At 45.4% G+C, this 18,269-nt stretch carries 19 protein-coding genes; 8 read left to right on the top strand and 11 right to left on the bottom strand.

Annotated elements, in window-relative coordinates; all coding sequences use genetic code 11:
- The first annotated feature begins 137 nt into the window (after positions 1-137).
- The gene (ywaD, locus tag QF06_RS17680) at positions 138-1,505 is read left to right on the top strand and encodes an aminopeptidase YwaD (protein ID WP_043940232.1); all 1,368 of its coding nucleotides are present in this window, start codon (positions 138-140) and stop codon (positions 1,503-1,505) included.
- 48 nt (positions 1,506-1,553) lie between these two features.
- On the opposite strand, the gene QF06_RS17685 is transcribed toward ywaD, so the two are convergent.
- From QF06_RS17685 to QF06_RS21940, 6 genes are all read right to left on the bottom strand, one after another.
- Positions 1,554-2,393 (bottom strand): helix-turn-helix transcriptional regulator, encoded by an 840-nt coding sequence (locus QF06_RS17685; protein ID WP_041850369.1) that lies wholly within the window; start codon positions 2,391-2,393, stop codon positions 1,554-1,556.
- A gap of 67 nt (positions 2,394-2,460) precedes the next feature.
- Positions 2,461-2,844, bottom strand: a complete 384-nt coding sequence (locus QF06_RS17690; protein WP_033882888.1) for a carboxymuconolactone decarboxylase family protein — start codon at positions 2,842-2,844, stop codon at positions 2,461-2,463.
- A 6-nt stretch (positions 2,845-2,850) separates the two neighbouring features.
- The gene (locus tag QF06_RS17695; RefSeq protein ID WP_041850368.1) at positions 2,851-4,044 is read right to left on the bottom strand and encodes an MFS transporter; all 1,194 of its coding nucleotides are present in this window, start codon (positions 4,042-4,044) and stop codon (positions 2,851-2,853) included.
- A gap of 129 nt (positions 4,045-4,173) precedes the next feature.
- On the bottom strand, positions 4,174-4,806 hold the full coding sequence (ywaC, locus tag QF06_RS17700; RefSeq protein ID WP_003244564.1) for a GTP pyrophosphokinase YwaC: 633 nt from the start codon (positions 4,804-4,806) through the stop codon (positions 4,174-4,176).
- Positions 4,807-4,948: 142 nt separating this feature from the next.
- Positions 4,949-5,884 (bottom strand): 1,4-dihydroxy-2-naphthoate polyprenyltransferase, encoded by a 936-nt coding sequence (locus QF06_RS17705; protein WP_009968370.1) that lies wholly within the window; start codon positions 5,882-5,884, stop codon positions 4,949-4,951.
- A gap of 162 nt (positions 5,885-6,046) precedes the next feature.
- Entirely contained in the window at positions 6,047-6,181 is a 135-nt protein-coding gene (locus QF06_RS21940; RefSeq protein WP_003227332.1) for a hypothetical protein, read from the bottom strand.
- 149 nt (positions 6,182-6,330) lie between these two features.
- Here QF06_RS21940 and QF06_RS17710 point away from each other — a divergent pair, with 149 nt between their 5' ends.
- From QF06_RS17710 to QF06_RS17740, 7 genes are all read left to right on the top strand, one after another.
- Positions 6,331-6,480 (top strand): teichoic acid D-Ala incorporation-associated protein DltX, encoded by a 150-nt coding sequence (locus QF06_RS17710; RefSeq protein WP_003227330.1) that lies wholly within the window; start codon positions 6,331-6,333, stop codon positions 6,478-6,480.
- Positions 6,481-6,497: 17 nt separating this feature from the next.
- Positions 6,498-8,009 carry a D-alanine--poly(phosphoribitol) ligase subunit DltA gene (gene dltA / locus QF06_RS17715; protein WP_041850367.1) on the top strand — a complete coding sequence of 504 codons (1,512 nt, stop codon included), beginning with the start codon at positions 6,498-6,500 and terminating at the stop codon, positions 8,007-8,009.
- Positions 8,006-9,193 (top strand): D-alanyl-lipoteichoic acid biosynthesis protein DltB, encoded by a 1,188-nt coding sequence (dltB, locus tag QF06_RS17720; RefSeq protein WP_003227327.1) that lies wholly within the window; start codon positions 8,006-8,008, stop codon positions 9,191-9,193. The genes dltA and dltB overlap by 4 nt, the downstream gene beginning before the upstream one ends.
- Positions 9,194-9,209: 16 nt before the next feature.
- Positions 9,210-9,446: a D-alanine--poly(phosphoribitol) ligase subunit DltC gene (gene dltC / locus QF06_RS17725; protein WP_003227325.1), complete on the top strand. Its 237-nt coding sequence runs from the start codon at positions 9,210-9,212 to the stop codon at positions 9,444-9,446.
- Positions 9,446-10,624: a D-alanyl-lipoteichoic acid biosynthesis protein DltD gene (dltD, locus tag QF06_RS17730; protein WP_003227323.1), complete on the top strand. Its 1,179-nt coding sequence runs from the start codon at positions 9,446-9,448 to the stop codon at positions 10,622-10,624. The genes dltC and dltD overlap by 1 nt, the downstream gene beginning before the upstream one ends.
- Positions 10,625-10,714: 90 nt before the next feature.
- On the top strand, positions 10,715-11,473 hold the full coding sequence (locus QF06_RS17735; RefSeq protein WP_041850366.1) for an SDR family oxidoreductase: 759 nt from the start codon (positions 10,715-10,717) through the stop codon (positions 11,471-11,473).
- A 140-nt stretch (positions 11,474-11,613) separates the two neighbouring features.
- Complete coding sequence (locus QF06_RS17740) at positions 11,614-12,705, top strand: branched-chain amino acid aminotransferase (protein WP_003244231.1); 1,092 nt, start codon at positions 11,614-11,616, stop codon at positions 12,703-12,705.
- A gap of 33 nt (positions 12,706-12,738) precedes the next feature.
- Here QF06_RS17740 and licH read toward each other — a convergent pair whose 3' ends face one another.
- The 5 genes from licH to licR all read right to left on the bottom strand — a co-directional run bounded on the left by licH (position 12,739) and on the right by licR (position 18,151).
- Positions 12,739-14,067, bottom strand: a complete 1,329-nt coding sequence (licH, locus tag QF06_RS17745; RefSeq protein WP_003244285.1) for a 6-phospho-beta-glucosidase LicH — start codon at positions 14,065-14,067, stop codon at positions 12,739-12,741.
- Positions 14,064-14,396 carry a PTS lichenan transporter subunit IIA gene (licA, locus tag QF06_RS17750; protein ID WP_003227313.1) on the bottom strand — a complete coding sequence of 111 codons (333 nt, stop codon included), beginning with the start codon at positions 14,394-14,396 and terminating at the stop codon, positions 14,064-14,066. The genes licH and licA overlap by 4 nt, the downstream gene beginning before the upstream one ends.
- Before the next feature lie 18 nt (positions 14,397-14,414).
- Positions 14,415-15,773 carry a PTS lichenan transporter subunit IIC gene (gene licC, locus QF06_RS17755; protein WP_003227311.1) on the bottom strand — a complete coding sequence of 453 codons (1,359 nt, stop codon included), beginning with the start codon at positions 15,771-15,773 and terminating at the stop codon, positions 14,415-14,417.
- Between the two features lie 15 nt (positions 15,774-15,788).
- Positions 15,789-16,097, bottom strand: a complete 309-nt coding sequence (gene licB, locus QF06_RS17760; RefSeq protein WP_003218755.1) for a PTS lichenan transporter subunit IIB — start codon at positions 16,095-16,097, stop codon at positions 15,789-15,791.
- Between the two features lie 128 nt (positions 16,098-16,225).
- Complete coding sequence (gene licR, locus QF06_RS17765) at positions 16,226-18,151, bottom strand: transcriptional regulator LicR (RefSeq protein ID WP_041850364.1); 1,926 nt, start codon at positions 18,149-18,151, stop codon at positions 16,226-16,228.
- Positions 18,152-18,269 lie beyond the last annotated feature (118 nt).

Here is an 18,269-nt window from a genome sequence, read left to right on the forward strand (position 1 = left end):
TTATGACCCTTCATTCATAAGCGTTTTTTTGCAGGTATAAAGCACTGTCTTTTCAAAAACGCTCTTCATCTTGCAGGAAACTCCTTTAGCATCCCGAAATATTCCCCAACCATACATTTAGGGGAGGTTTATTTTTGATGAAAAAGCTTTTGACTGTCATGACGATGGCTGTTTTAACTGCCGGCACACTGCTCTTGCCGGCACAGAGTGTCACCCCTGCCGCGCACGCTGTACAAATATCAAATAGCGAGCGCGAGCTTCCATTCAAAGCAAAGCATGCGTACTCTACCATTTCTCAGCTAAGTGAAGCAATCGGCCCCAGAATAGCCGGAACTGCAACTGAAAAAAAGAGCGCCCTATTGATCGCCTCATCCTTGAGAAAATTAAAGCTTGATGTGAAGGTTCAACGATTCAACATTCCTGACCGGCTTGAGGGAACACTGTCTTCAGCAGGACGCGATATTCTTCTCCAAGCGGCGTCCGGCTCAGCTCCGACTGAGGAACAAGGACTGACGGCCCCGCTTTACAATGCGGGATTGGGCTATCAAAAGGACTTTACCGCTGACGCCAAGGGCAAAATCGCCTTAATTTCCAGAGGAGACCTGACTTATTACGAGAAAGCCAAAAATGCCGAAGCCGCCGGAGCAAAAGCTGTCATCATTTATAACAACAAAGAAAGCCTCGTGCCTATGACGCCAAACCTGTCGGGAAATAAAGTCGGCATTCCGGTCGTCGGCATTAAGAAAGAAGACGGTGAAGCACTTACCCAGCAAAAAGAAGCCACTTTAAAACTAAAAGCATTCACAAACCAAACCTCCCAGAATATCATCGGCATCAAAAAACCAAAGAACATCAAACATCCAGACATTGTGTATGTGACGGCCCATTACGACAGTGTTCCTTTTTCGCCCGGAGCAAATGACAACGGCTCAGGAACCTCTGTTATGCTGGAGATGGCGCGTGTCTTAAAAAGCGTTCCATCTGATAAAGAAATCCGCTTTATCGCTTTCGGCGCCGAAGAGCTCGGCCTGCTCGGCTCCTCTCACTATGTAGATCATCTATCGGAAAAAGAGCTGAAACGAAGCGAAGTGAACTTCAACTTAGATATGGTAGGCACAAGCTGGGAAAAAGCGTCTGAGCTGTATGTCAACACATTGGATGGCCAATCTAACTATGTTTGGGAATCCAGCCGTACGGCTGCTGAAAAAATTGGGTTTGACTGCCTGTCTCTGACACAGGGAGGATCATCTGATCATGTGCCATTCCACGAAGCCGGCATTGATTCCGCCAACTTTATTTGGGGAGACCCGGAAACAGAAGAAGTTGAGCCGTGGTATCATACCCCTGAAGACTCGATCGAACATATCAGCAAAGAACGCCTCCAGCAAGCAGGCGATCTTGTGACAGCCGCAGTCTATGAGGCTGTGAAAAAAGAGAAGAAACCGAAAACCATTAAGAAACAAATGAAGGCCAAAGCATCTGACATTTTTGAAGATATCAAATAAAAAAAGACGGCACTTGGGTGCCGTCTTTTTTTTATAATGATCAGCTGTTTAGCCGTCTATAAGTAAAGCTTTCAGTTTATCAACTGTATTTTCTTTTTCTAACGGGCGATAAATGGTCAGTTTCAAATCAGGAGAGTCATATATTTGTAATGTCATATGCTCCATCACCATTGTTCCGGCTGCCGGGTGATGAAGTACTTTTTCTCCTGCGTGTGTGCCTAATACTTCGTGGTGGTTCCACCATTTTTTAAATTCCGGGCTTCTTTCAGTTAACTCATCGATCAGCTCTTTTATCCATGCTTCCCCAAGAAACCGGCTGGCTGTCGATCGAAACTGTGCGATAAGTTTTTTGGCGTGGCTTTCCCAGTCGTCAAGCAGATCCCGATACTCCTTCGAGGTGAAACATCGCCATATGGCATTCCTTTCCTTACTGCCCATTTGGCCAAAATTGCCGAACACAGCACAAGCTGCTGTGTTCCAAGCAATAATGTCCCACTTTTCGTCAGTCACATAAACAGGGCAATTGGTTAAATGATCAATAAAGTGCCGCACAGCCAGAGGAAGGCTCTTATTATCTTCATCCTGATCATCTAAAGGAACATGATGGCCAGCCAACAGAAAGACATGACGCTTTTCCTCATAATTCAATTTGAGCACTCTCGATATGCTTTCCAGTACCTGTGTTGATACCCGAATATCCCTTCCCTGCTCCAGCCATGTGTACCATGTGACACCTATACCGGACAGCTGGGCTAATTCCTCTCTTCTCAAGCCTGTTGTTTTCCTTCTGGTACCCATAGGCAATCCAAACTCTTGCGGAGAAAGCTGTGCCCTTTTCAGTTTTAAAAACTCCCCTAGCTCTTTCCGTTTTTCTGCCATACTGTCCACATACACACTCTCCTTTTGCATAGAATTTCCTATTAGTATTCTACATAAAAAGGAGAAGGTTTTTATATTATTTGTTTCGTTCTGCAAATACTTCCGCGGCCACAGGAAGAATGGTATTCAGTGCATTCGGGAAACCTGAGTAAATAATCATCTGCATCATGACTTCTATGAGTTCTTCTTGTGTCCATCCGACATTCAGGGCTCCGTTAATATAGAATTTCAGCTGCTGGGTATTGCCCAATGCAGTCAATCCAGCAACGGTTGCTAATAATCTGGATTTCAGATCAAGACCTGGTCTTGAAAAAATCTGACCGTAGTTAAACTCCACGGCAAGCACACCAAGGTCCGGAGCGATGGAATGTTTAAAATTGCCTACGATCGCTTCATAGTTCTCCTCATCAATTTGTTTCAGAATATCTAACCCTTTTTTATAATGTTCACTTGTTCGCACCAGCTTCTATCTCCCTTCCAATATCGCTTTTTTAGTAGTACGATTTATGGTAATCCTTGAACTGAAGGCAATACCGACCATGATCATCCCCAGGATACAAACACCGTTCCAATGAAACAGCATCCAGACCGCACCCCCTGCATACGATCCCAAGGCGCCGCCTAAAAACGTGCTGACCATAAAGATGCCATTCAATCTGCTTCTCATTTCAGCCGACAATTGGAAAATCTCCGCCTGACACGCCACCTGATTCGCCTGAATGCCCATGGTGATGAATAAAGCGCCCAATACAATCACAATCAATGAAGTCTGGCCTGCCATTAATAAAACAAATGACAATAAGGTAAAAGACATACAAAGCTTGTTGGAAAAAGCAGCTCCTTTTTGATCAATAATCCGGCCGATCAGCGGAGTTGCAAAAGCCCCGCCAATTCCCACCAAACCGATTGTTCCGGCAGTCTGGCTGCCAAACGAGAATGGAGGTTCACTCACCATAAACACTAACGTCGTCCAAAATAAACTGAAGGCGCCGAACATGAAGCCTTGGTTTACACATGCTTTTCTTAACACTTTCTCCTTGATCAAAAGCGGAAATAATGAAGAAATGAGTTTTCCGTAATGAAATGCATGTGTCCCTTTGCTTTTCGGAAAGCAGAAGTGAATGATCAACATAATGATGACGGCTGCTGCACAGGCAATCCAATACATCACGCGCCAGCCATAATGGGCATCTATCGCCCCGCTGACCACTCTCGCCCCTAAAATTCCGCAAACCAAGCCGATGGCTACGTTTCCGAGTACTTTTCCTCTGTTCCTGTCATTTGCTAAACCTGCCGCAAACGGCACAAGGATTTGAGGAATAATCGTGAAGAATCCCAATAATAAATTTGTGATGACTAGCCATAGAAAGCTTACAGCTAACGCTGAAGCGGCCGAACAACCCCCCACTAAGAATAGCAGGCTCACAATTAAGCGGCGGCGTTCAAAAAGATCTCCCAATGGAACAAGCAGAAGGTTCCCCGCCGCATAGCCAATCTGCGCCAATGTAGCAATCATTCCAGCTTGTGCCGGCGTCACATGAAACGTGCCTGCCATGCTGACAAGCAATGTTTGATTGATATAGACATTAGCTACCATAAACCCGCTAGTCACTGCTATAAGAAAAATCAAACCTCTCGATAATGAAATGGAATGGTTCATGTTTACCTCCTTTCTTCATGCATGATAAAGCAGGTTCAATCCTGGAAACAGAAGTGAGTTTATACTGGTATAAAAAGTACTAGCAAGCAAAGCAAAAAAGCGAAACCCTGTCAGGCTTCGCTTTTGTTATCAATCCACTTCTTTCTTAATCCCCAGCATTTTCTCATCTAGGTAATGGGCAATCTCCGCGGCTTCCTTCAGCTCATCTGTTAATTGCTTAGGAACGTCATTGTTCAATTTATAATAAATTTTATGTTCAAGGCTCGCCCAGAAATCCATCGCGATTGTCCGGATTTGAATTTCTGCTTTGACGTATTCCACACGGTTCGTTAAATTCACAGGCATCTCAATGATTAAATGCAGGCTTCGATAGCCATTCGGTTTGGGTGTCTGGATATAATCCTTTACCTTTACGATTCTCAAATCTTCATGCTGCTTCAACACATTCACGACGTTATAAATGTCAGAAATAAAGGAACATATGATGCGCACGCCGGCAATGTCGTGAATATGCTCCTTCATTTCCTTCGTCGTAATCTCACAGCCCTTTCTCATTAACTTATTCACGATGCTTTCAAAGCTTTTGACACGGGATTTTGTATGTTCAATCGGGTTGTGTCCGTGAATGAGGTTATATTCCTGGCTGATAATTGAGAACTTTGTATCGAGCGCATCTAGCGCAAATTTATAAACTAATAATTCATTTTTCCAATCTTCCATTACTGTTTTTAAATCGTCCATATGTGTTACAGATAAATCCATTTTCGTCATCTCCTTTAACGGAACTTTATCCGCTGTCCATGTACTAGACGTCCCTGTCTGCTGCAAGGTTCTATGAATTTTTTTTACAAAATGCGGTCGATTGTAACAAAAAAAGACCGCACGAAACGAGCGGTCTTTTTTATTATCGGAAATAGCTGATCAATAATCCGATCGAGAGCAGGAATCCGAAAAATGTATTTGTTTGGGCTGTTGATTTCATTGCGACAATCATATTCATCGGCATTTCGTTCTGGACGAAGCCCTTTACTGCCTGAACCGGCTTAGGCACGCTCAAAAAGACGACAAACAGCCATGGGCTTGCGGCACCGGTAATAACCAAGCCGACAACCCAGATATAAGCGACGGCAAACGACGCAGCTAACAGAGTAACAGCTCCCTTATGCCCCATCAAAATCGCCAATGTTTTGCGTCCGCCTTTTTTGTCCTCTTCAATATCACGAATGTTGTTCGACAGGTTAATCGCGCCGACAAGAATCGCAATCGGGATGGAAATCAAAATGCTCTGCATATTGATCTTATCTGTCTGAATGAAAAACGAAATCAGCACAAACACCGAACCCATGCAAATGCCTGAGAATAATTCACCGAACGGCGTGTACGCAATCGGCAGCGGCCCGCCTGTATACAGGTAGCCGATCGCCATGCCGACAAGGCCGATCAGCGCAAGCCACCAGCTGCTGCTCGCACAAATATAGACACCGAGCAAAATGGCAATCCCGTATGATGCGAGAGCTAATTGCAAAATCGTTTTAGGCTTCATTCCGTGGCGTACAATTGCCCCTCCGATTCCGACTGATTCTGCTGTATCTAATCCGCGTTTAAAATCATAATATTCATTAAATAAGTTCGTCGCGATCTGGATCCATAGGCAAGAAAACAGCATAGCCAAAAACAGCAGCAGATCAACCTTCACATAAAACATCGCCAAAACGGTTCCGAGCAGCACAGGCACAAACGATGCGGTTAACGTATGAGGACGGGTTAACTGCCAAAGGATCTGCCCCATGCTTTCTTTTTGCGGCGCTGTCTGACCCTCACCCTTATTTGTTTGGTTCATCTTCCTCTTCCTTTCTATTAAAAGGCTTACTTTTTTTCAGCCGGCAGCTTAATAAAAAACTCCTTTTGCTTCCTTATCTATCATAATGACTTCTCCCTTATTTCACAAGATACCGCAAGAAGGCGTTTTCTTTCTTATTATACGCTTCTCGCCCTGATTTCATTAGGTTTCTGCTTTCACTTGAACGAACAGGTACAGAAAAATTTTTTTAAGTACATTACACTTTTTAAAAGTTAAAAAGATCTTTTGACTCCAGGTATCTTTTCCTTTATTATGAATCAGCTCGAAACATTCCATTCTTGCCCTTGCAGGTATAAAGATTCATTTTCAAAAACATACGCCGATATATTAATTTGAGGGAGATTAGGGAAAAAATGAAACTTTTTGAGCATCTAATCGTCAAATAATCATGTGATTGTCGAAAAAACGGGAAGGGAATTTTTGATATGCTGCAATTAATGAAACAGCTGTATGAAAAACCCGCTGTCAAGTGGACATGTCATACAGGCTTTTATTTGATGATACTGCTTGTTTTGTTTTTTATGTATGGTTTTCACACCGCGAATACCGGTTCATATATTTATAACGATTTCTAATTGGAGAGAGAATAACTATGAAACTTTTACATGCTATTCAAACACATGCGGAAACTTATCCGCAAACCGATGCCTTCCGCTCTCAAGGCCAGTCGCTCACGTATCAGGAATTATGGGAGCAGTCTGACCGCGTGGCTGCCGCGATCCAAAAACGCATTTCTGGGGAAAAGAAATCTCCTATCCTTGTGTACGGCCACATGGAGCCGCACATGCTTGTTTCCTTCTTGGGAAGTGTCAAAGCGGGACATCCTTATATTCCGGTTGACCTGTCTATTCCGTCCGAACGGATTGCGAAAATTATCGAAAGCTCTGGAGCAGAATTGCTGATTCATGCAGCAGGACTCTCAATTGATGCAGTCGGCCAGCAGATTCAGACAGTTTCTGCGGAAGAACTGCTGGAAAACGAAGGCGGCTCTGTCAGCCAAGATCAATGGGTCAAAGAACACGAAACGTTTTATATCATTTACACTTCCGGAAGCACAGGAAATCCGAAAGGCGTGCAGATTTCCGCTGCGAACCTTCAAAGCTTCACAGACTGGATTTGTGCAGACTTTCCAGTCAGCGGAGGAAAAATATTTTTAAACCAAGCACCGTTCTCATTTGATTTGTCTGTCATGGACTTATATCCGTGCCTTCAATCAGGCGGGACTTTACATTGCGTGACAAAGGATGCTGTGAACAAGCCGAAAGTCTTATTTGAAGAGCTGAAGAAGTCCGGGCTGAATGTGTGGACGTCAACACCTTCCTTTGTGCAAATGTGCCTGATGGATCCGGGTTTTTCACAGGATCTGCTGCCTCATGCGGACACATTTATGTTTTGCGGAGAGGTTCTTCCGGTTTCTGTGGCCAAAGCGCTGCTTGAGCGTTTCCCGAAAGCGAAGATTTTTAATACGTACGGCCCGACTGAAGCGACAGTGGCTGTCACATCGGTTGAAATTACGGATGACGTCATCAGCCGCAGCGAATCGCTTCCAGTGGGCTTCGCCAAACCAGATATGAACATTTTCATTATGGATGAAGAGGGACAGCCGCTTCCTGAGGGAGAAAAAGGAGAAATCGTCATTGCAGGACCGAGTGTAAGCCGAGGCTACCTTGGTGAGCCGGAACTGACGGAAAAAGCGTTTTTCTCTCATGAAGGCCAGTGGGCATACCGAACTGGCGATGCCGGCTTTATTCAAGACGGTCAGATTTTCTGCCAAGGACGTTTGGATTTCCAAATTAAACTTCACGGCTATCGAATGGAGCTGGAGGAAATCGAGTTCCATGTCAGACAGTCACAGTACGTTCGCTCTGCTGTCGTGATTCCTTATCAGCCAAACGGAACAGTTGAGTACCTGATCGCTGCTATTGTGCCTGAGGAGCATGAGTTCGAGAAGGAATTCCAGCTGACAAGCGCTATTAAAAAAGAGCTTGCCGCTTCTCTTCCGGCATATATGATCCCGAGAAAATTTATCTATCAGGATCACATTCAAATGACGGCTAACGGCAAAATTGACCGAAAACGCATTGGCGAAGAGGTTCTTGTATGACGCCTTACAGCTCGTTTTTATTCTTTATACTGCTTGGCATTCTTCTTCTGCCGACGATCATTCTCGGCTTAAACGGAAAAAGATTTCAAGCATACAACATGTTCATATCTATCATAATATTGGCTTTAATTTTTTCGCACGACTTACACGGGGTCATCGCGCTGTGCCTGTTTACAATATGGCAGGTGCTCCTGATCAGCGGCTATCTGGCATACCGGCAGAAAGCGAACAGCGGCTTTGTGTTTTGCGGAGCTGTTATCGCGTCTATTCTGCCTTTATTTCTGTCAAAAATATGGCCGTTTCTTTCACACCCGCAGCCGCATCATCCGCCGCATAACCTGATCAGCTTTTTAGGGATTTCATATTTAACCTTTAAAGGCGTTCAGCTGATTATGGAAGCAAGAGACGGACTGCTGAAAGAACAGCTGCCATTGCACCGCCTGCTGTATTTCATCCTGTTTTTCCCGACGATTTCCTCCGGCCCGATCGACAGATACCGCCGGTTCGTCAAGGATGAACAGAAGGCTTGGACGAAAGAAGAATACGCCGACCTGTTGTATACGGGGATCCATAAAATCTTCATCGGTTTCCTGTATAAATTTATTATCGGCTACGCGATCAATACGTACTTCATCATGAATCTTCCCGCAATCACGCACAATAAGATTCTTGGGAACCTGCTGTACATGTACGGCTACAGCATGTATTTATTCTTTGATTTCGCCGGCTACACGATGTTTGCCGTCGGGGTCAGCTACATTATGGGCATTAAATCACCAGAAAACTTTAATAAACCGTTTATCAGTAAAAATATTAAAGATTTCTGGAATCGCTGGCATATGTCTCTGTCATTTTGGTTCAGAGATTATGTGTTTATGAGATTCGTATTTTGGATGACTAAGAAAAAGTGGATCAAAAACCGTATGGCCGTCTCAAACATCGGGTATTTCCTGCTGTTTATGCTGATGGGGGTTTGGCACGGGCTCGCGCCGCAATATATCATTTACGGCCTCTATCACGCCGTTCTGATGACGTGTTACAACTTTTTCGAGAAGTGGAATAAGAAATATAAATGGCTGCCGTCCAACCGCTGGACAACCATTCTCGCGATTGTGATCACATTCCATTTCGTTTGCTTCGGGTTTTATATTTTCTCAGGAAAACCATTTCATCACCACCATTAAAGGAGATTAGAAAGCTATGGATTTTAAACAAGAGGTATTAGACGTTTTAGCAGAGGTTTGCCAGGATGACATCGTAAAGGAAAATCCTGATATTGAAATTTTTGAAGAAGGTTTGCTTGATTCTTTTGGAACAGTAGAATTGCTGCTTGCGATTGAAAACCGTTTTGATATTTTAGTGCCGATCACTGAATTTGACCGGGACGTTTGGAATACACCTAACAACATTGTAAATCAGCTGTCTGAGTTGAAATAATGAAAAAGCGTTTTTTCGGTCCAATTATTTTGGCGTTTATTCTATTCGCAGGCGCCATCGCAATTCCATCTTCATGGCTGACAGGCTTCATCACCGATAAGCGTGTGAAAGAGTCAGCAACAGCCTTGAATCCGAGTATGTTTCAAGGGCTATATTTACAAGATCAGATGCTCAAAGATCCGACATATCTTCCGATTTACGGGTCTTCTGAGCTTTCTCGGCTGGACGAGTTCCACCCATCTAATTATTTTCAGGTAAACAATGAGGGATTCACGCCATACCTTGTCGGCAAAGGCGGATCCCAGTCATTGATTCATTCTTTAAACTTCGCTGCCCACATGGATCAGCTGAAGGGCAAAAAAATCGTATTCATCGTGTCTCCGCAATGGTTTATTAAGCGCGGGTCTGATGAACAGCATTTCGCGCCGAACTATTCTGCGCTGCAAGGGCTTGATTTGGCATTTAACGATCAGATCGATCCTGAAATTAAAAAGAAAATGATGAAACGCATGCTGCGCTTCAAGGCTGTGCAAAACGATGCCATTCTTTCTGAACTGTACAAAGCAATGGTAAACGGCCAGACGTGGAAAGTGAACGCGCTGAAGCCGGCGGCGAAAGTGTATTACAGCATGCTGGAAAAGAAAGATCTATATTATTCAACGACAGAATCATCCGGGCCAAAGCGCTATATCTCGCAGTCAGTAAAGGATAAGTCATGGTCTGAATTGAATAAACTAGCGGATCAATCAGGCAAACGCCACTCCGGTTCTAACGATTTTCACATCGACAACCCTGTCTATAAAAAGCTGAAGCCGAAAGTGCCTAAGCTGAAAGGGAAAAACAAAGGAAGATCGTATGCGGTGTCACCGGAATATGGCGACTTTGAAATGATGCTCGATATCCTGAAGGATGCGGGCGCAGAGCCTATGTTTGTCACCATTCCTGTTAACGGGAAATGGTACGATTACACGGGCTTCCCGAAAAAAGGACGCACTGACTATTACAAAAAGGTAAATAAACAAATCAGAGCGAAGGGTTTCCAGGTTGCTGATTTCTCAGGGCATGAATATGACCCGTATTTCATGAAAGACACCATTCACATCGGCTGGAAAGGCTGGGTGTATGTCGATAAAGCAATTGACGAATTTTATAAAACCGGAAAAGTCACTTCATCCTGAGCATCTCATAGGACCCGGCTGCATATTTCCTGCTAAGATTTGAAATAGTAAAGGAATCACAGCCAACTTAATTAAGAGGTGTTACATCCAATGAAGATGACAGGCAATACGGTTTTAATCACAGGGGGTTCTGCTGGCATCGGGCTTGAACTGGCCAAGCGCCTGCTGGAAATTGGCAATGAAGTTATCATTTGCGGACGCAGCGAAGCACGTCTTGCAGAAGCGAAGCAGCAGCTCCCAAACATCCATACAAAGCAATGTGATGTTGCAGACCGTTCGCAGCGGGAAGCATTGTATGAATGGGCTTTAAAGGAATATCCGAACTTGAATGTTCTCGTCAACAACGCCGGCATTCAAAAGGAAATTGACTTTAAAAAAGGGACAGAGGATCTTTTTGTGGACGGTGATGAAATTGAACTTAATTTCCAAGCGCCTGTCCATTTATCCGCCCTTTTCACACCTCATTTGATGAAGCAGCCTGAAGCGGCAATCGTTCAGGTCACATCCGGGCTTGCGTTTAACCCGTTAGCTGTTTATCCGGTGTACTGCGCAACAAAAGCAGCACTTCACTCGTTCTCGCTTACGCTCAGACACCAGCTCCGCGACACGAGCGTGGAAGTGATTGAAATGGCACCGCCTATGGTGGACACGGGCTTAAACCAAAAATCACGCGATAAACAAGGCCTGACGTACCGGGGCATTTCATCTGAAGAATATGTTCAATATTTCTTGGACGGCTTGAAGGAAGGCAAACAGGAGATTACAAATGAACGTGTTGAAGGTCTTCGGGATGCCACTCGCGCCGATTATGACAGGTTATTCGAGCATATGAACACGCAGGAGAATTAATTTCTCCTGCTTTTTTCATATGAATTTCTTACAAATTTGAGCAAACCTATTGCGATTATTTGTTGAAGGTATACAATAGAATATAATTATTTTCAAATAAGTTTGATAATATAAACAATTTAACAGCAGGGAGATTGACCATGACTAAACAAACGATTCGCGTTGAATTGACATCAACAAAAAAACCGAAACCAGACCCAAATCAGCTTTCGTTCGGAAGAGTGTTTACAGACCACATGTTTGTAATGGACTATGCGGCAGATAAAGGTTGGTACGATCCAAGAATCATTCCTTATCAACCCTTATCAATGGATCCGGCTGCAATGGTCTATCACTACGGCCAAACCGTGTTTGAAGGGTTAAAGGCTTACGTGTCAGAGGATGACCATGTTCTGCTTTTCAGACCGGAAAAAAATATGGAACGCCTGAATCAATCAAACGACCGCCTCTGCATCCCGCAAATTGATGAAGAACAGGTTCTTGAAGGCTTAAAGCAGCTTGTCGCAATTGATAAAGACTGGATTCCAAATGCGGAGGGCACGTCCCTTTACATCCGTCCGTTCATCATCGCAACCGAGCCTTTCCTTGGTGTTGCGGCATCTCATACGTATAAGCTCTTGATCATTCTTTCTCCGGTCGGCTCTTATTACAAAGAAGGCATTAAGCCGGTCAAAATCGCTGTTGAAAGTGAATTTGTCCGTGCGGTAAAAGGCGGAACAGGAAATGCCAAAACCGCAGGGAACTACGCTTCAAGCTTAAAAGCGCAGCAGGTCGCCGAAGAGAAAGGATTTTCCCAAGTGCTTTGGCTGGACGGAATCGAAAAGAAATACATCGAAGAAGTCGGAAGCATGAACATCTTCTTCAAAATCAACGGTGAAATCGTAACGCCGATGCTGAACGGGAGCATCCTGGAAGGCATTACGCGCAATTCAGTCATCGCCTTGCTTAAGCATTGGGGCCTTCAAGTTTCAGAACGAAAAATTGCGATCGATGAGGTCATCCAAGCCCATAAAGACGGCATCCTTGAAGAAGCCTTCGGAACAGGTACAGCAGCTGTTATTTCCCCAGTTGGCGAGCTGATCTGGCAGGATGAAACACTTTCGATCAACAACGGTGAAACAGGAGAAATCGCAAAAAAACTATATGACACGATTACAGGCATTCAAAAAGGCGCTGTCGCAGACGAATTCGGATGGACGACCGAAGTCGCAGCGCTGACTGAAAGCAAGTAAGAAAAAAGCCGGCCCATTACAGGCCGGCTTTTTTTACGCTTCAATTTTGTTGAAAAACTGCGGCAGATACGCTTTGTGCGCCTCCAGCATTTCGTCTAAAATCTGTTTGGCCACAGTATCGGACGGGACAAGCGGGTTAATCGTCATGGCAAGGAGCGCAGTTTGATAGTCACCTGTAACTGCCGCTTCTGCCGCGACACGTTCAAAGGATTTGATTTGCTGGACAAGGCCGCGGACAGACACCGGCAAGTCGCCGACAGCAATTGGCTTAGGGCCGGTTTTCGTCATCACACAGTTCACTTCAACTGCGGAATCGTCTGGAATGCTCGCTATCGCACCATTATTGATCGTGTTCACCGGCTGAATGTCATGTTTATCATTATAAATGGAGCTGATTAAGTTACATGCTGCATCACTGTAGTAAGCCCCGCCCCGTTTTTCCAGCTGCGGCGGTTTGATCGCAAGGTTCGGATCTTTATAAAGCTCGAACAGCTCTTTTTCGACCTTCTGTACGACTTCAGCGCGGGTGCCCTCCGTTTGTGATGCTTCCAGTTCGTGCTCCAGCATCTCTTTTGTTTTGAAATAGTAACGGTGATAGCCGCAAGGGATGACATTGAGCGCTTTTAAGAAATCTGGTTCCCATTCGGCGCCTGATATATTTTTCATCGTCATCGCGTTTTTCGGGTCACCCATCGCCTCGATGACTTGCTCTTTCACACTTACGCCGTCCAAGAAAACATCCAGCCCGAATACCATATGGTTCAGTCCGGCGAATTGGACTTCTACGCGGTCCACATCTACATCAAGCGCTTTGGCTACGCCCATTTTAATGCCGATTGGAACATTACAGAGACCGACGACTTTCTTCAGGTTGGAGTAGCGAAGCAAGGCTTCTGTTACCATGCCGGCAGGGTTTGTGAAGTTAACAAGCCAAGCGTTCGGGCAAAGCTCTTCTATGTCCTTTGCGATCTCAAGGATGACCGGAATTGTGCGCAATCCTTTAAACAGACCTCCCGGGCCGTTTGTTTCCTGGCCTATTACACCGTATTTTAGCGGAATGCGCTCATCCTTTGCTCTTGCCTGCAAAAGTCCGACACGGAATTGGGTCGTAACAAAGTCTGCGTCTTTCAGCGCTTTTCTCCGGTCGAGCGTAAGATGAATGTCAATCGGGACGCCAGCTTTTTCAACCATCCGTTTGGCGAGTGTGCCGACAATATTCAGCTTTTCTTCACCCTCGGGGATATCGACAAGCCATAATTCACGGACAGGCAGCTCATCATACCGTTTAATGAACCCCTCCACTAGCTCGGGCGTATAGCTTGAACCTCCGCCAATCGTTACAATCTTCAATCCTTTTGTCATATGCTTGCTCCCCTTTGCTCGGTGATTTTTTCATATAACTCAATGATCTCTGCAGCCATATCCTTCACTGTCATTGCATTCATTAAATGATCCTGTGCATGAACCATCAGAAGCGTCATTTCCGTCTTTTCTCCGCCCGCTTCATTTTGGATCAGCTCTGTCTGATAATGATGGGCTTTTGACAATTCTTCAGCAGCGTCTTGAAGCTTTTTCCGCGCTTCTTCTGCGTCACCGCTTTTCGCAGCGGCAATGGCCTCCATTGCGGAGCTCCTACCGTTTCCTCCGTGAAGGATGATTTGAAAAATGATTTGTTCCATTTCCTCATTCACGCGATTCACTTCCTTTCTCTACAGAGCCGCTTCTTTGTCATCTGATGCTGCAGGCGTTTGAACCAGCTCCAGATCGTTTTCTTCTTTCAGCTTCTGCTTATCCCACATTCTGAAGAACGGGTAGTAGACAACAAAGGATACGACAATATTAATGGCTTGCATGACCGCGCCTGAGACTTTTCCTCCTGTCGCCAAGTAGCCTGAAAAGATCGGCGGCATGGTCCACGGCACTGCGATACCCGCCGGTTTTGCGACAAGGCCGGTGCTCATTCCGATGTACGTAAGTGTCACTGTGACAAGCGGTGTGATGATAAACGGAAGTAAGAGCATTGGGTTCATGACGATCGGCATTCCGAATATAATCGGTTCGTTAATATTGAAGATGGCCGGGCCGACCGCAAGCTTCCCGAGCTGCTTCATTTGTTTGCTTCGGGCGCGCAGAAACATCGTGACAACCAGTGCCAATGTGGCGCCGCTTCCGCCGATATTGACCCAGATATCGAAAAATTGCTGGGTGAAAATCTTAGGAAGCTCCTCACCGGCTTGGAATGCGATCCGGTTGGCATCCATTGCGCCGTACCAAATTGGTGCCATGACGCCTCCGACAATGTTTGCACCGTGAAGGCCGCAGGCCCATAAAAGCATTTTGACGGCTTCGGCGACAAGGCTTCCTCCAAGGCTTCCTCCCAGAATGGAAAGCGGAGTCCCTAATAAAACGCTTACAATATTATGAAGGCTTTCAAACGGTGTCGCTTCAACAATCAGCCGGGCTGCCCAAATTAGGAAGATGACGGCAAAGCCGGGGATTAACGCGACAAATGACTTGCTTACCGCCGGCGGGACACCGTCCGGCATTTTGAAGACTAAATTGCGCTGGATAATAAGGCGGTAAATCTCTGTGGACACCATTGCGATAATCATGGCGACAAATAAGCCTTTGCTTCCCATGAGCGAAAGCGGAATCCCGCCGCCAACCATGATTTCTTTCGTCGCGCCATCCGGCATAAACGGCACTTGATAAGGTGTTGCTAATAAAAATGCCGCAAGGGAAATGGCTCCGGCCGACAAGGCATCAACACCGTATTTCTCGGCGAGCCGGTAGGCGATGCCGAACGCGGCGACAAGACCCATAATTTCAAAGGTCGCGTCGACTGGGTAGGCCAGTTTTTCAGACCAGGAGCTGCCAAACGTTTTTGCCATAAACTCAGCGTATCCCGGGATCGGGAGGTTGCCAATGATGAGGAAAAAGGAACCGATGATAATCAGGGGCATCGTGAGGATGATACCATCACGCAGCGCCTGCAAATGACGCTGTCCCGCAATTCTTCCCGCTATAGGCATGACCTTTTCTTCTAAGATCTGATTGACTTTATTCACATAGCCCGCCCCTCTCTATGACACATGTCCAAGCTGTTCAGCTGATTTCAGCACTTCCGCCCCGTTGCACGTGCCATAATGGACGGTATTAATGACGTCTACCGGAACCCCCTTTGACTCTCCTAATTTTTTGAGCTGCGGAAGCATGTAACGGACTTGCGGACCGAGAAGCAATACATCCGCTTTATCGATATGATTTTGTACAGAATCGCCTGAAACTGCCCAAATGGTATAGTCTTTTCCCTGTTCCTGCGCACTTTTTTCCATCTTGCTCACCAGTAAGCTAGTAGACATGCCTGCTGCACAAACGAGTAATATATTCATGTAAAAGACCCCCTAGAGTTTGATCAATTTTGTAATGTCCTGCTGTTGCTATCATCATATTATGAAATCGCTTTCATAAACACTCAGGGTTTTTCCGCATGCAACGGAAAAAAGGTATATACAGGCTGTCAGCTCAGCATTTTTTGGTCAAACACATCCGAAAGCTCTTGATATGAACGACATTTGATCAGCTGGTTCACCGCCGCCGGGTCATCCAAAATGCTGCCAAGCAGTTTATACATGCTTTGCAAATCCGCTTTGTTCTCCTTTTCGACACAAAGCAGACAGACAAATTGAACTCGCTGACTCTCCCAATCGATCGGTTTTTTGAGCGTACAAACGGCCCAAAACGTTGTTTTCGTCTGCGGAACAAGCGGGTGCGGGATGGCAACAAGATTGCCAAAACACGTTGGCGACATGTCTTCTCTTTCAAAAATGGAATCTATGATTTCTTCATCGGCAAAGCCGCATTCGACCGCTTTCTGCCCTAAAAATTGAATCACTTCTTCTTTTGAGCGCAGATCCTCCTGAAAAAAAACGAGTTCTTTTTTTAGGTAGCGATTGGCTTTTTCCTTTTCATCACTCAGAATAGATTCTATTTTTGTAAAGTCAGTTCCGCCTAAGATGGTGTTAACCTTCAGTACTGGTACAGGGAGCTCTTTTTTAATCGGAATGGTGCTGATGACAAAATCAATTGATTCGTAGGACATTTGATCAAGACTATAATACTCAGCCGTTCCAAGAATATCGAGCCGCTTGCCGAAATGGGAACGGAGTTTTTCGCGCAGAAGCTGGGCACTCCCGGCACCCGATGCGCATACAATGATACAGCGTTTCGGCGGGCTTTCTGTTTTTTTTCGTTCAATCGCGGCGCCAAAGTGGAGAGCCAAATATCCAATTTCGTTTTCATGAATCTCAATACCCGTTTGTTCCTTTATCACGATTCCGGCAATGATCCCGGCTTCAAAAGCGAGTGGATAATGTTCCTTGATCGCTGCCAGCATCGGATTTCGAAGATTCATGCCGTATCGGTTGCGGCTGATCGCCGGCTTCATATGCAGTGCCAATCCGATTTTCAGCTCTTTGTCATGCAGGATGCCAAGCTTCAGTTCACGATCAACAGCTTTGATCATGGCAAGTGTCAGCTGATCGGTTTCCTCCTCTATTGAAAATGTGTCCTCTCCGCATTGTGATTGTGTCATTCGTTTTGTGCCAAGGAGATGCATGGTGATGTAGGCCGTCTCGTCTTTCGGAAACGTAACGGCAAGCGCTGATTCCAGCTCTTTTACGATGGCTTCTGCAGCCTGGTACTCCTTTTGATGCAGGATATGATCCATATCTTTCGGGAAAAGAGATACATAGTTTTCCGTTCTGATCCGTTTACAGGCGATAGCGATATGGATAATGAGGTTATTCAGTCCCATGTTGGACAGAGGGATGCGGTCGTTTTTCATTTTTTTCAAGATGGCGGAACGGATGATCTCAATTTCTTCTTTTGGCAAAATATCAGCCTTTTCATTTAAAACATCTATCTCCGTTTCTCTTTCATCGACAATGTACTCCGCCATGCAGTACCTCATCTGCACCTCGTCCCCGCGCAGCTTGAAGCCGTAATTCGGACGTGTTTCCATGACGATGCGGTAAGGCAGCAGACGTTTCTTTACTTCCTTTAAATCCGTTTGGAGTGTAGATTTTGAGATAAATAGTTCTTCAGCAAGTTCATCGAGCTTGAGATAATGGTCCGCCAGCAGCAGACGTTTCATAAGATAGGCCATTCTCTCCTCCGGCAATACCGGCAGGCCCTTTTTTTGCTGAAATTCATCTTGCAGCAGTGTTCTGAATACTTGCTCGTCATCAATGCGGAGCTTGTAGCCGGAGCCTCTTACAGATTGTACAAAGGCACCGTGACCGCTTAGCACACCTTGCAGTTCCTTTATATCATTGCGGACTGTCCGCGTCGTTACGTTTAATTGCGCGGCAAAAAACGAACTTGTCACCGGGGCTTCAGCCGCCATCAGCAAGCGCAGAATATCACGAAGTCGCCCATGAAGCATGAGAAAAACCTCCTATCTAGTAGATGCAGGGATTCAGTGAATAGGCAGAAAGGATGATGAAGGGATGCGAAATGTATATAAATTCTATAATGGAGAGAATGGCAAGTCAATGAGCATC

It is taken from the genome of Bacillus sp. YP1 (genome assembly GCF_000877815.1).
GTDB lineage: Bacteria > Bacillota > Bacilli > Bacillales > Bacillaceae > Bacillus > Bacillus subtilis.

Coding starts and splice junctions, on each gene's coding strand:
- ywaC (WP_003244564.1), bottom strand. CDS start 4,806: ATGGATTTATCTGTAACACATATGGACGATTTAAAAACAGTAATGGAA.
- QF06_RS17710 (WP_003227330.1), top strand. CDS start 6,331: ATGCTGCAATTAATGAAACAGCTGTATGAAAAACCCGCTGTCAAGTGG.
- licH (WP_003244285.1), bottom strand. CDS start 14,067: ATGACAAAAGGATTGAAGATTGTAACGATTGGCGGAGGTTCAAGCTAT.
- dltB (WP_003227327.1), top strand. CDS start 8,006: ATGACGCCTTACAGCTCGTTTTTATTCTTTATACTGCTTGGCATTCTT.
- dltA (WP_041850367.1), top strand. CDS start 6,498: ATGAAACTTTTACATGCTATTCAAACACATGCGGAAACTTATCCGCAA.
- QF06_RS21940 (WP_003227332.1), bottom strand. CDS start 6,181: ATGGAATGTTTCGAGCTGATTCATAATAAAGGAAAAGATACCTGGAGT.
- ywaD (WP_043940232.1), top strand. CDS start 138: ATGAAAAAGCTTTTGACTGTCATGACGATGGCTGTTTTAACTGCCGGC.
- QF06_RS17735 (WP_041850366.1), top strand. CDS start 10,715: ATGAAGATGACAGGCAATACGGTTTTAATCACAGGGGGTTCTGCTGGC.
- dltC (WP_003227325.1), top strand. CDS start 9,210: ATGGATTTTAAACAAGAGGTATTAGACGTTTTAGCAGAGGTTTGCCAG.
- QF06_RS17705 (WP_009968370.1), bottom strand. CDS start 5,884: ATGAACCAAACAAATAAGGGTGAGGGTCAGACAGCGCCGCAAAAAGAA.
- licB (WP_003218755.1), bottom strand. CDS start 16,097: ATGAATATATTACTCGTTTGTGCAGCAGGCATGTCTACTAGCTTACTG.
- licR (WP_041850364.1), bottom strand. CDS start 18,151: ATGCTTCATGGGCGACTTCGTGATATTCTGCGCTTGCTGATGGCGGCT.
- QF06_RS17740 (WP_003244231.1), top strand. CDS start 11,614: ATGACTAAACAAACGATTCGCGTTGAATTGACATCAACAAAAAAACCG.
- dltD (WP_003227323.1), top strand. CDS start 9,446: ATGAAAAAGCGTTTTTTCGGTCCAATTATTTTGGCGTTTATTCTATTC.
- QF06_RS17695 (WP_041850368.1), bottom strand. CDS start 4,044: ATGAACCATTCCATTTCATTATCGAGAGGTTTGATTTTTCTTATAGCA.